Genomic DNA, 12579 nt, shown 5'->3' with positions numbered 1-12579 from the left:
GTTGTCGGCTTGAGTAACCGGTATATAGCTCTTTTTTGGACTTGCGAGTCCATTTTTGACATCGCATGATGAGTGGACCGTGAAGTCCAGAACGGAAGCTCGCCAACTTTCTGTGGTGCCCACATCACCGAGCAGCCCGCTTGAGGCTCCGGCCGGCCGGAGCGCAGCACCGGCGGGATGTCCGCCCACATCACCGGTAGAGGGATGATCGATTATGGATGCCATTGAGCGTCTGAGCATTACTGAGGATCTTCGTCGTCTGATGGCTCGCTACGTCCGTTACGCGGATCATCAGCGCTGGCAGGACCTGGCGAATCTGTTCACGCCAGACGGCACGTTCACCCCGCACAAGCCGGATGGATCGGTGTGGTTGCACATGGAGGGCCGGGAAGGGATCGCCGCCACGGTCGGCGCCAGCGGCGGCCCCGGCGTCACCCTGGTCCACCACCTGTTCTCCGACGAGATCGACGTCGACTCGGCGATGGCCGCCCATGGCGTATGGGCGATGGAGGACATCATCACCCGGCCTGAGGACGCCGACGTGTCCGAGGACATCCCTTTCAGGGGCATGCACGGCTTCGGCCATTACCACGCACGATTCGTCATGGCGAACGGCTCCTGGTACATCGCCGAGCTCAAGCAGACCCGGGTCCGCCTGGACTTCACCAACTGACGCTACCTGCGGCCCCCTCACACCTCGCCCGGCGGCCGGTCACACCCGACCACGGCACGACCGGAACACCGGCAGTCGGCGGCACCCGCCTGCCGGACAGCAACTTCTCTTTCACCACTACGCGAAAGCAGCCTTGCCGTGAGCAACAACATCAAGTTCAGCGCGCTGGAACCGTACAAGATCGATGTCTCCCATGAGGCCCTGGACGACCTCAAGGACCGTCTGAAGAAGACCCGCTTCTTCGACGACCTGGACAACGAGGAGGAGTACTACGGGATCAGCACCGCCTACCTCAAGCCGCTCGTGGAGTACTGGGCGGACGGCTTCGACTGGCGTGCGCAGGAGAAGCGGCTGAACACCCACGACCAGTACAAGGTCGAGATCGACGGCACGCCCGTGCACTTCTACTACGTGCGCGGCAAGGGCCCGAACCCGGTCCCGCTCGCCATTCATTCCGGCTGGCCGTGGTCCAGCGGGTTCAGCCTCCCGCTCATCGGCCCGCTGACCGACCCCGCCGCCCACGGCGGTGACCCGGCCGACTCCTTCGACGTCATCATCCCCGACCTGCCCGGATTCGCCTGGTCCACCCCCGTCGGCAGGGGCGACCTGAACTACTGGAAGATCGCCGACATCATGCACAAGCTCATGACCGAGGTGCTGGGCTACGAGAAGTACGCAGCGGCGGGCTCCGACTACGGCGCCCTCGTCACCAGCGCGCTCGGCCACAAGTACGCCGACAGCATCATCGGCCTGCACTACGGTCACGACATGCCTCCGGGCCAGTTCGCGAACGAGCGGTTCTGGGACCTGACCGACGGCGCCAAGATTCCCGAGGACGCCACGCCGGAGCTGCGGGCAGGCCTGGAGAACCTCGTCAGCACCTACGTCTCCCACGTCGCAGTCCACATGCTCGACGCGTCGACCCTCACCCAGGGCCTGAACGACTCTCCCATCGGCATGCTCGCCTGGCTCCTGCGGAGGTGGAAGAAGTGGAGCGACAAGAGGGGTGACTTCGACGAGAACTTCCCCCGCGACTTCATCCTCACCGAGGCCACCGCCTTCTGGGTGAACCAGGCCATCGGCTCCTCCATCCGCATGTACCGCAACGCGGTGCGCTACCCATGGGTGCCCTCCCACGATCGCCGGCCCGTCGTCGAGCCGCCGGCCGGCTTCACCTTCCTCCTTGGCGACGCCTACCCGCCCGGCGTCGACACCGTCGAAGCGCGTATCGCCGCCTTTGAGAACGGCCCCACGCGCAGCTCCTTCAACGTGATCAACGTCAACGCCCACATGAAGGGCGGCCACTTCGTCCACTACGAGAACCCCGAAGCCTTCACCGACGACGTCCGGGAGACCTTCCGAAAGCTGCGCTGACCATGTAGCCGTTCGGGCCATCCACCGGCGCCACAGGTGGAGAATCGGCGGCGGCCAAAGGCGGTTGGATCTGTTTCGAAGACGAAGCGGGCCGGGGACTGAGACCGCCTCGCGCCCGTCGCTGGGGCCGGCGCGGTCACACCCCGAGGGTGCACGTGCGTGGCAGCGGCCCGCCGGGATGGTCTGCTACGAATCCGGAGCCCGCTCCTGGCCGATCTACCGGCTGCACCTGTACCGCGGTCGCAAGGACGAGTCCAGAAGCTTCGCCCGGACTCGTCGATCGCGAGCTGCTCCTCAGGCACACCGGCAGCTGGATGCCCCGATCGTGTTGGTGTGGGACAACCTGGTCCGGCACCTGGTGCCCGGTATGAAGGCGTTCATCGAGGAGCACGCCGTAGCTGACCGTCTTCCAGCTTGTCCGGGTCATCAAGCGGGGCCTGAAGAAGATCCAGTACCGACGGATGCCTCACCGGCACCGGTCTGGCTCTCGACAGCTGACCAATTCGAGGACCTGTTGCCCCATTTCGGTAGCATCGCGTGGCCAAGATGAGGGGTTCGGCCGGACGAATCGAGTGAGCACATGAGCGACGACGTCCTCTCGGTCATCCCGACCGATCCGCACTGGCAACCCAGTAAGGCAGCCGCTGACCGCGCCGCCGCGATCGTTGCGGACCTGGCGCCCGGCACGCCTGGCGGCGTCGATGTCGAGATCGACGTCACCTGGCACGACACGCTCACTGTCGTCGACTGCGGCCAGAATCTGGAAAGGATCGGCTGTCCGCACTGCGGGGCGTCGATCGACACCGAGTGGTGGGCGGCTCTTCTGGAAGCGAACTGCGAGGACGGCTTTGCCACCCTGGCCGTCGAGGTCCCCTGCTGCGGCGTCGAGTCGACACTGGACGCGCTGGACTACGACTGGCCGTGTGGATTCGCCCGCTTCGAGATCGCCATCTGGAATCCAGACCGTATCTGGTTCACCGACGAAGAGCTGGCTGCGCTCGGGGCGGTGCTCGGGCACCCTGTGCGTCAGATCAGGGCGCACATCTGACCCTCGCCCGCCGGAAGCCAGACACCCCGATCAAGCCGACAACACGAATTCACGGTCAATACCTCTTGCCCAGGCATGCCATGGCCGTAGCCCAGGTCGGCGAGGTCCTGTCGCTCGGATGTTGGCCATGGGTGGGAGTGATCGACAGCTCGCTTCCACATGGACGATCATGCGGAATCTCGTAATGAAGATGTAGAGGCCCTGGCATTCGAGATGCTTGATCGATGAGCGTGCCGATCGGCGACAGCGAGCTACAAGAGATCGAGACCCGTGCCCAAGCCGCAACGCCTGGACCGTGGTACGTGCGGTTCCTTGACGATGACGCTGCCGCGAACCTGGTCGCTATCAGCACCGTGCCCGACGTCGGAGAGGGTAAGCGTTGGCCGGCGTGGAATGGCAGTGAGATGGTGGCGGCCACATTGGTGCAGTTTCCGAGGCCCTACGTCGCAGGTCCTGACGATCGTTGGGATGAGAACGCGACGTTCATCGCGCACGCGCGGTCCGATGTCCCGCGGTTGCTGGCCGAGATTCGGCGCCTGCGCACTCTGCTGGAAAACACGCACCGCGATGACGCCGACGACGGCCGGTCTTGCTAACGCTGCTGCTAGCAACGTCCCTGGATGCCGATGGACATTCATAGAAAGTGATCACGGCGGAGGTGTCCGTGAGCAGGCATTTCTGGCACTGGCCTGAAAGGGGTGGCGCCCTGCTGCCTCTTCTTGCGGAGCCGGCCTGGCTCATGTGGTTTTGGGGCGGTGCGGCCGTGGCCGATGTCGTACATTCCGGGCGCCGTAATGATCTGCGGCTCCGAACGGCTCGCGGGGAGTGCCGGAACGGGAATCAGCGGTAGCGGGCCGACACGTCGGCGTGGGTGACGGCCGCGACCGGGGCCGGGCCATCCTGACACCACTGGTGAGGGCCGGGCGCCGACCTCGCCCTGAACGCAAGAGGCCCGACCGGACTGGACCCCCGGCCGGGCTCGGCCGGCTGCTCTCCGCCGTATGTCAGCGGCGGCGTCAGGACGGTGACAGCCCGGTATCAGCGCGGTTGGCGAAGGTGGATGTCGAAAGCACACAGCACAAGGAGCACATGATGCAGAAGTTCGACACCCCCGCCCCGATCTCCGCCGTCCTGGACATCCCCGCGGGACGCGTCCAGTTCATCGCCGCCGACCGGGCCGACACCGCGGTCGAGGTCCGGCCCACGAACGCCGCAAAGAGCCGCGACGTGAAGGCGGCCGAGCAGACCACGGTCGAATACGCCGACGGCGTTCTGCGGATCGAGACGGCCGCGGCGAAGAACCAGTACCTCGGCCCGTCCGGATCCATCGATGTGACGGTCGAACTGCCCGCCGGTTCCCAGGTCGAGGCGAAGACGGCCAGCGCCGAACTCCGGACCGTCGGCCGCCTCGGCGACGTCGCCTTCGAAGGCGCATACCGCCAGATCAAGATCGAGGAGACCGCAAGCCTCCGCCTCACCGCGACCGACGGCGACGTCGAGGTCGGTCGGCTGGGCGGCCCCGCGGAGATCAGCACCGCACGGGGCGACATCCGGATCGCCGAGGCCACCGGCGGCAAGGTCGTGCTTCGCACCCAGTCCGGCGACATCTCGATCGTCGCCGCCGGCGGAGTCTCGGCCGCCCTGGACGCCGGCACCAGCCACGGCCGCATCACCAACGCCCTCAAGAACGACGGCACCGCCGTACTCGACATCCACGCCACCACCTCCAGCGGCGACATCACCGCCCGCAGCCTGTGACCGGCAGCCTCCAAAAGAGAGGTAGACCAAGCCCGGTGACGACGAACAGCCCTGGTCCATCGATGTGGACTGGGGCCGTTCCAGGCCCTTCACCCGGATTCGTGTGACCAGACGCAAAGTGGCTCGGAGTGACTGGGGTCTCCGGAGGGCTTACTAACGCGACCTGGGAAAACGCGCCGCAGGGGTGACTCCCGGCCATCCGCTGACGGCCTTGGACGATGGCCGCCGTTCATGGATCACGTGGGCGTAGCACGGGAGCGTGATCGCCGGGTCGGCGTGGTCGGCAGTCGGGGTTCGTTCCCGCCTGCGAAGCCCCTCAGGCCGACCGCACGATCTCGTCGATGAGGGCGGCCAGCCGGCGTGGCTGGGACAGGAACGGAGAATGACCGCCAGAGAGCCGGCGGATCTCGGCAGCTTGGGCTGCCATCTGCTCCTGCAGTGCGGGAGGGATTGCCTTGTCGTCCTCTGTGATGATGTAGGTGGACGGGATGCTCCGCCAGGCGGCTACGTCGACCTTCTCCGCGAACGATCGGATGGTCTGGTTGACCAACGTGCTCACCGCCTGCTCGGCCTCTGCATCGGGCAGATCGCCGTAGAGCGAGGTGCGCGGTTCGTTGATGAGTGGGAACAGGCCGCCCGTGTCTTCGGGATCGGGGATGCCGTGGATGGTGTACATCGACTGTCCACTGTCCGGCATGTAGGCGGCGAGGTAGATCAGCCGATCAACATTGCCCACTCCGGCGGCGGCCTCAGTGATCGGGATGCCCCCGTAGGAATGGCCGAGCAGCACGACAGGTCCTGCGATCGACGCCAGTTCCGCAGCCAAAACGGCGGCATCGTCATGCATGCCCGCGGTGGGATGTTCGCCGGCGCTCGGGAGCGCCGGCGTGTGCGTGCCATAGCCGAGCGCGTGCAATTCGGCCTCAAGCTTCGCCCAACTGTTCGGCTGGTGCCAGGCGCCGTGGACGAGCATCACGGTAGTCATGAATGGTGCTCCAAGGTTCTCATGCGATATATCGGATATAACGGCGCTCTGCCACCGGGAAAGCCCGATGGCCGCGGCCGCCTTCTGGGGTGCGCGCCGAGGTGGGGGCGATCGGCGAGCGCGGCTGGGCCGCGCCGGCGACGAGGCTTCGGTCAGCGGTCCGCTGTCGCTGTGAGCGCGTAGTCCCAGAGACGGTCCGCGGCGGCCGGGTCCACCGACCAGGCGGCGACGCCTGTGGTCGCGTCCGGGCCGCCCGACACCACCTCGGCCTCCTGGTTGTCCGAGGAGAAGAACCGGCCCGTCACGCCCTCCAGCAGTGGGGACCCGGCGAGCAGCACCGAGGTGGCGGCGCCCTGCTCCGGGGTCTTGTAGTGGTCGGGGGTCACCAGGTTCCCCTCGTCGTCCATCGCGCCCGCTGCTCGCATGGTGTCGTCGTCGAGGTGGCGCTGCAGGTTGGTGTGGATGTAGCCGGGCTCGAGCGCGTTCGCGGTGATTCCGTCGGCGGCCCAGCGCCGGGCGGCACCGACCGCGAGCAGCACGTCGGCCGTCTTCGACTGCGCGTACGCGACCCACGGGTCGTACGAGCGGCGCTCGAAGTGCGGATCGTCGAAGTCGAACGGCGCCAGCAGTTGAGCGCCGGAACTCACCATGACCACTCGCGCGTCGCCGGCCTGCCGCAGGTTCTCCCGCAGGCCGGTGATCAGTGCGAAATGCCCGAGAAAGTTCGTCGCCAACTGCAGCTCCCAGCCGTTGGCGGCGACCTGGCGGGTGGGCAACGCCATGATCCCGGCGTTCGCCACGATCGCGTGCACCGGCCCGATCCAGCCGGCCACGAACGCGCGCACCGAGCCGAGATCGCTCAGGTCCAAGGCTCGCCGGCCGCTCGTGGGGTTGCGGGTCGCGACGGTGACCTCGGCTCCCGCACCCCGCAGCGCCCGGACGGTCTCCAAGCCGATCCCCGAGGCTCCGCCCGTGACGATGATCCGCCGCCCGGTCAGGTCGAAACCGGCGAGGATCTCGGCGGCCGTGGTCTTGGCGTTGAATGGGGTGCCCATGCGCGTCATGGCCGCAACGGTAAAGATCGGGTGTTGGACTTGGAATGGTTCAGGGTCCAACATAGTTGAGTGAGCGTCCAGCAAGCCGACCCCCTCGAAGACGTCCTCGCCCTCCTCGGCACGAGCAGCCGCCTGTCCGTCAGGCTGGTGGCCGGTGGCGAGTGGGCGGTGTCGTACGAGCCGCCGCCGGCGGTCAAGTTCGTCGCGGTGCGCCGCGGCCACTGCCTGCTCACCGTCGACGGCGTACCGGAGCCGATCGAGCTGGCCGAGGGCGACTGCTTCCTGCTCACCCAGCCACGCGCGTTCGCCATGGCCAGCGGTCCAGGGGTGCGGCCGGTCCCGGCCGGCCCTGTCTTCGCGGCGGCGACCGACGGCGTGGCCCGGGTGGGGACCGGCGAGGACGCGGTTTTCATCGGCGGCCGGTTCGACTTCGGCGAGCGAGCCCGCGAACTGCTGCTCGACGTGCTGCCGCCGGTGATCCACGTGCCCGGCCGCACCGCCGAGGCCGCAGCCGTACGCTGGGCGCTCGAGCAGATCGACGCCGAGCTGCGCGACCGGTCGCTTGCCTCGACACTGGTCACCGAGCATCTCGCCCTGGTCATGCTGATCCACCTGCTGCGCCTGCACCTGGCCGTCGCCGGGCCGGGCGTGGCGTCCGGCTGGATGGCCGGGCTCACCGACCCGATTGTGGCCCCGGCGCTACGGGCCATGCACGCCCGTCCGGCCCACGCCTGGACGGTGGCAGAACTGGCCGAGGCCGCGGCGGTGTCCCGGTCCACATTCGCCGCCCGCTTCAAGCAAACGGTCGGGCAGAGCCCGCTGGACTACCTGACCGGGTGGCGGATCGAACTGGCCACCGACCGCCTGCGCCGCGGCGACGACACGGTGGCGACGATCGCCGGCAAGGTCGGCTACGGCTCGGAGAGCGCACTGAGCAACGCGTTCAAGCGCGTCACCGGCGCGTCCCCGCGCGAGTACCGCCGCCGGATCAGAACGGCGGGCGGCGGTCAGATCGTGCACAGAGCTGGGTCCGATCTTGGCGCGCAAGGGCCGTACCGCGGAGTTTCCCAGGAAACATCACCTGGATGAGTGCGGTGATGGAGTTCCAGAGAATTCCCGTCCGAGAGCACTTGGGCAGCGCGTGTGAGGGTGAGCTGCAGATCGTTCTGGGCGAGCGTGAGGCTGGTGCAGCGCCATGAACGCGCCCGCCAACAGGACGCCCAGCCGCCTCGTTCAGCGATCAGTTTGCATAGAAGTCCAGGTCATCCTCGTCGGGTTTGATCGGCGCGTACTGCCGCAGCTCACCGCCCCTCAGCATCCACACCCTGAAGAACCAGTCCTCCTGATCCATCACGAAGAACTGCAATGCGTTCGGGCACCGCCAGGGCATCTGCGCGATGTGGTCAAGGACAGCGTTCAGGTCGGCGTGGTTGAGCGCGCCGGCCCACACGTCGCACTCTGGGTACTTCCCCCCGCCCCACGCCGTGTTCTGACCGGTGGCCTCGCGGAGAAAGCCACACCCCTGCCTCGGCGGATCCCCTCGCAGCGGCGCCTCCGTCCGCAGCCACTCGCTCAACGCCGCCACGTTCGGACGGTCATCCGGATGGACCGACACCATCACGTTGGCTACCCAGCTCATCGGCCCATTGTCCGTCTCTTGGGCCTGGCGGTCCTGCACTCTGGATCGGCCTGCCGTGGGGTCCCTCTGTGGTTGCTGCCAGGCGGATGCCCCTGGACGGCGTCCGAGCCGTTCGCTTGCACACGCCAGTCTCGGGCGACCGGCGACGTTGGGCCGGGATCCGGCTTGTAGATCTTGTGGAGTCGCAGAGCGCTCGTGTCACAGCCCTCCGGGCCGAAAACCAGACACACACCATGGGTGAGGGTGCGCACCCCGCGTGCCCTGTCGCCGAGTACGAGTTCCGGGGCGTCCTTCCACGCGCATCCCGCCGCATCGAGGGCATCGAGCACCTCGGAGAGGGGGAGATGGGACGGCATGGGCATGTCCTCCTGTCCGCGGAGGCCATCGGGTAACGTGACCGACTCGCGCCAGAGGGGCAGACCTATGTCGACGACGAGTCCATGGCAGATCACGACTTCCACGTCGTCCCAGAAGTAGAGCCTGGGTCGCCGGCGACGGGGCTTGGAATCGTGCATGCGGTCGTGAAAAGGCCCGATCAGTTCCTCGACGCCTTGCAACGTCATCCCGCAGTCCAACGAACCGAGCCGGCCGCTGGAAGCGAACCGCACGACGAGATCAAGTACTCGAGTCACCGGGTCAGACAAGCAGATACCTGAGGGATGTCTCCACAGGAATGCGTCCTCGGCCATGCCTTGTAGGCCATCGCTCACCTTGTGGGGACGATGGCCTACGAGAACATCAGGCGAGGGTGTCGCGCTCGGTCACGCGGTACGCCCAGGTTGAGCAGCCGGGTCACGCAGGTGTGACGGAGTTCGTGCGTGCGCGTCTCGCCGAGGCGGGCGGTCCTGGAGCGCCCGCCACGCGGAGCCCGTGGTCAGCGGACCTTGCGGAAGAACGCTCGGACGTCGTCGACCAGCAGGTCGGGGGCCTCCATGGCGGCGAAGTGACCGCCCCGGTCGAACTCCGACCAGTGGATCACGTTGTGCTCGCGCTCGGCGACACGCCGGATCCCGCCGTCGCCGGGGAAGACCGCGACCCCGTGCGGGACCTCCGAGCGCTCGACCGGCACCCCCCACTGTGCCGAGCCCTCCTTGTAGAGCCGGGCGGACGAGGCGGCGGTGCGGGTCAGCCAGTAGACCGTCACGTCGGTGAGCATCTGGTCACGGTCGACCGCGTCCTCGGGCAGGTCGTGCGCGGGGTCGGTCCACTCCTTGAACTTCTCCACGATCCAGGCCAGCTGGGCGGCGGGGGAGTCGTGCAGGCCGAAGGCGACGGTCTGCGGCCGGGTGGCCTGGATGATCGCGTAGCCGGAGCGGTCGTCGTCGGCGTAGAGCCGCATGCGGGCCTGCTCGGCCTCGGTGAGGCCCTCCATCTCGGCCGGGTCGAAGGTCGGGAAGCCGAGCGCGCCGTTGACGTGCACGCCGACCACCTGGTCGGGGGCGACGCGGCCGAGCTCGGGGGAGATGACCGAGCCGCTGTCGCCGCCCTGGGCGCCGTAGCGCTCGTAGCCGAGGCGGCTCATCAGCTCGGCCCACGCGCGGGCGACCCGGCTCAGGTCCCAGCCGGTCTCGCGAGTGGGGCCGGAGAATCCGAAGCCGGGGATGGACGGAGCGACCACGTGGAAGGCGTCGGCGGGGTCGCCGCCGTGGGCACGCGGGTCGGTGAGCGGGCCGATGACCTTCATGAACTCGACGATCGAGCCGGGCCAGCCGTGAGTGAGTACCAGCGGCAGCGCGTCCGGTTCGGGGGACCGTACGTGCAGGAAGTGGATGTTCTGGCCGTCGATCTCGGTGGTGAACTGCGGGTACTCGTTGAGCTCCGCCTCGTGCTTCCGCCAGTCGTATCCGCTGCGCCAGTACTCGGCCAGCCGCCGCACGTACGAGACCGGGATGCCGTACGACCAGCCGACGCCGGGCAGCTCGTCGGGCCAGAGGGTGCGCGCCAGCCGGTCGTGCAGGTCGTCGAGCGCGGACTGCGGGATGTCGATGCGGAACGGGCTGATCCCCGTGGTGAACGTCATGGAGAACACGCTAGGGACGAGTTAGGACAAGTCCGGTCCTAGGAGTGGGGCAAGCTGGAGAACATGTTGGAGACATCGGCCCGGTTGCTCAGACTGCTCTCACTCCTGCAGACCCACCGGGAGTGGTCGGGCGTGGAGCTGGCGGAGCGGCTCGGCGTGACCGCCCGGACCGTCCGCCGTGACGTCGGGCGGCTGCGCGAGCTCGGCTATCCCGTGCACGCCACCGCGGGCACGGCCGGCTACCGGCTCGGCGCAGGCACCGAGCTGCCGCCGCTGCTGTTGGACGACGACGAGGCGGTGGCGGTCGCGGTGGGGCTGCGGACGGCGGCCGGGGGCTCGGTGTCGGGGATCGAGGAGACCTCCGTGCGGGCGCTGGCCAAGCTGGAGCGGGTACTGCCGTCCCGGCTCCGGCATCGCGTGCACGCACTGCGGTCGATGACCGTGCCGATGGGACGGGCGGGTTCGGTGGTGGACCCGGCGTCTCTGACGCTGATCGCCGCCGCCTGCCGCGACCATGAGACCCTGCGGTTCGACTACCGGACACGCGACGGGCAGGAGAGCGTCCGCGCCGCGGAGCCCTACCGGCTGGTCCATTCGGGGCGGCACTGGTACCTGCTGGGCTGGGACACCGGCCGGGCCGACTGGCGCACCTATCGGATCGACCGCCTGAGCCTGCGGACGCCGAACGGACCCCGGTTCGCCCCCCGCGACCTGCCCGACTCCGACGTGGCGGCCTACATGTCCCGGTCGATCTCCAGCGCGCCCTATCGGTACCAGGGTCGCTTCACGATGCACGCTCCGGCCGAGGTCGTCGCCGAGCACATGTCGGCCACCGTGGGGACGATCGAGCCGATCGACGAGTGGTCCTGCACGTTGTCCAGCGGCGCGAACGACCTTGACGAACTCGCCGTATGGGTCGCACTGATGGACATCGACTTCGAGGTGCACGAGCCGCCCGAGCTCGTCGACCGCATCCGCGTCCTCTGCGCCCGCCTCGCCTCCGCCACCGCCACCTGACCGACTCCGCGTGTCGGCCTCACGGCTGCGGCTCCCGCCGGCGGCCTGCACGCGTGCGACCGTGACTCACAAAATCGTTGGACAACCCGTACACCCATGACGATCGTTGACGGCATGCGCCAAGAGGAGATCTGGGACGTCGAGACCGCCCAGCGCTATGACACGCCGGGCACCGGCATGTTCGCGCCCGAGGTCCTGGAGCCGACCGTGGACCGCCTCGCCGAGCTCGCGGGCGATGGACGGGCGCTCGAGTTCGCCATCGGAACCGGCCGTGTGGCCGTGCCGCTCGCCGAGCGGGGGGTGCCCGTCACCGGCATCGAGCTGTCGCCTCCGATGATCGACCAGCTGCGGACGAAGGCGGACGAGGCGACGATTCCGGTGATCGTCGGCGACATGGCGACCGCTGCCGCGCCGGGGACGTATACGCTCGTCTACCTTGTCTTCAACACGATCTCCAACCTGCTCACCCAGGCCGAGCAGGTCGCGTGCTTCCGTAACGCCGCGCGTCACCTCGCGCCCGGTGGCCGGTTCGTGATCGAGCTCTGGGTGCCTGAGCTGCGCAAACTTCCACCGGGTCAGCAGGCCACGGTCTTCCATTGCGAGCCCGGCTACATCGGCCTGGACACCTACGACCTTCTGCGCCAGCACGTCGTCTCGCACCACTTCAGGTTCGATGAGAGCAGGGAGGCTCGGCTGTTCCGCAGCCCGCACCGCTACATCTGGCCGGCCGAGCTCGACCTCATGGCTCAGTTGGCCGGGTTCGCGTTGGAGTCCAGGCATGCCGACTGGGCCGGTGCCGACTTCACCGCCGAGTCGCGTTCCCACGTGTCCGTCTACCGCATCCCGCCGGGCCGCTAGCCCCGCCCGCGGACCGGACACCTGCGAAGATCCGCGGCATCTCAGCAGCATCAGCACGGCGGCGGCGACGGGCTCGGCCGGGCTGCACGGACGATGCTCCGGCCGTCCTGCGGAAGCGAAACCGCGTCACGGGCGACGGCGGCGACGGGCTC

General features: G+C 68.1%; 13 protein-coding genes. 8 read left to right on the top strand and 5 right to left on the bottom strand.

Annotated features, from left to right (window positions below; translation table 11 throughout):
- The first annotated feature begins 214 nt into the window (after window positions 1–214).
- The 5 genes from AC3EO4_RS48385 to AC3EO4_RS48365 all read left to right on the top strand — a co-directional run bounded on the left by AC3EO4_RS48385 (window position 215) and on the right by AC3EO4_RS48365 (window position 4853).
- Window positions 215–673 carry a nuclear transport factor 2 family protein gene (locus AC3EO4_RS48385; RefSeq protein WP_379569274.1) on the top strand — a complete coding sequence of 153 codons (459 nt, stop codon included), beginning with the start codon at window positions 215–217 and terminating at the stop codon, window positions 671–673.
- Between the two features lie 138 nt (window positions 674–811).
- Window positions 812–2047, top strand: a complete 1236-nt coding sequence (locus AC3EO4_RS48380; RefSeq protein WP_431902799.1) for an epoxide hydrolase family protein — start codon at window positions 812–814, stop codon at window positions 2045–2047.
- Between the two features lie 580 nt (window positions 2048–2627).
- On the top strand, window positions 2628–3095 hold the full coding sequence (locus AC3EO4_RS48375) for a hypothetical protein (protein ID WP_379569271.1): 468 nt from the start codon (window positions 2628–2630) through the stop codon (window positions 3093–3095).
- Window positions 3096–3319: 224 nt separating this feature from the next.
- Entirely contained in the window at window positions 3320–3691 is a 372-nt protein-coding gene (locus AC3EO4_RS48370) for a hypothetical protein (RefSeq protein ID WP_431902798.1), read from the top strand.
- A gap of 496 nt (window positions 3692–4187) precedes the next feature.
- Entirely contained in the window at window positions 4188–4853 is a 666-nt protein-coding gene (locus AC3EO4_RS48365; RefSeq protein WP_431902796.1) for a DUF4097 family beta strand repeat-containing protein, read from the top strand.
- A 316-nt stretch (window positions 4854–5169) separates the two neighbouring features.
- Here AC3EO4_RS48365 and AC3EO4_RS48360 read toward each other — a convergent pair whose 3' ends face one another.
- Together AC3EO4_RS48360 and AC3EO4_RS48355 are read right to left on the bottom strand one after the other, a co-directional pair.
- Entirely contained in the window at window positions 5170–5838 is a 669-nt protein-coding gene (locus AC3EO4_RS48360) for an alpha/beta hydrolase (protein ID WP_431902795.1), read from the bottom strand.
- A 152-nt stretch (window positions 5839–5990) separates the two neighbouring features.
- Window positions 5991–6902, bottom strand: coding sequence for an SDR family NAD(P)-dependent oxidoreductase (locus AC3EO4_RS48355; protein ID WP_431902793.1), 912 nt, complete (start codon window positions 6900–6902; stop codon window positions 5991–5993).
- 60 nt (window positions 6903–6962) lie between these two features.
- Between AC3EO4_RS48355 and AC3EO4_RS48350 the strand changes: the two genes are divergently transcribed.
- Entirely contained in the window at window positions 6963–7982 is a 1020-nt protein-coding gene (locus tag AC3EO4_RS48350) for an AraC family transcriptional regulator (RefSeq protein ID WP_431902791.1), read from the top strand.
- A 151-nt stretch (window positions 7983–8133) separates the two neighbouring features.
- On the opposite strand, the gene AC3EO4_RS48345 is transcribed toward AC3EO4_RS48350, so the two are convergent.
- From AC3EO4_RS48345 to AC3EO4_RS48335, 3 genes are all read right to left on the bottom strand, one after another.
- On the bottom strand, window positions 8134–8532 hold the full coding sequence (locus AC3EO4_RS48345; RefSeq protein WP_431902789.1) for a hypothetical protein: 399 nt from the start codon (window positions 8530–8532) through the stop codon (window positions 8134–8136).
- Window positions 8529–9221, bottom strand: a complete 693-nt coding sequence (locus AC3EO4_RS48340; RefSeq protein ID WP_379570216.1) for a hypothetical protein — start codon at window positions 9219–9221, stop codon at window positions 8529–8531. Before AC3EO4_RS48340 ends, AC3EO4_RS48345 begins: the two co-directional genes overlap by 4 nt.
- A gap of 185 nt (window positions 9222–9406) precedes the next feature.
- Window positions 9407–10552: an epoxide hydrolase family protein gene (locus tag AC3EO4_RS48335; RefSeq protein WP_379570214.1), complete on the bottom strand. Its 1146-nt coding sequence runs from the start codon at window positions 10550–10552 to the stop codon at window positions 9407–9409.
- A 63-nt stretch (window positions 10553–10615) separates the two neighbouring features.
- On the opposite strand from AC3EO4_RS48335, the gene AC3EO4_RS48330 reads away from it, so the two are divergent.
- Both AC3EO4_RS48330 and AC3EO4_RS48325 read left to right on the top strand, forming a co-directional pair.
- Entirely contained in the window at window positions 10616–11569 is a 954-nt protein-coding gene (locus AC3EO4_RS48330; protein WP_379570212.1) for a helix-turn-helix transcriptional regulator, read from the top strand.
- A gap of 96 nt (window positions 11570–11665) precedes the next feature.
- Window positions 11666–12427: a class I SAM-dependent DNA methyltransferase gene (locus tag AC3EO4_RS48325; RefSeq protein WP_379570210.1), complete on the top strand. Its 762-nt coding sequence runs from the start codon at window positions 11666–11668 to the stop codon at window positions 12425–12427.
- The last annotated feature ends 152 nt before the right edge of the window (window positions 12428–12579 follow it).

This window comes from Nonomuraea sp. bgisy101 (genome assembly GCF_057708945.1).
Note: the sequence above shows the minus strand (reverse complement) of the source record. Positions and strands in the feature narration are given on the sequence as shown.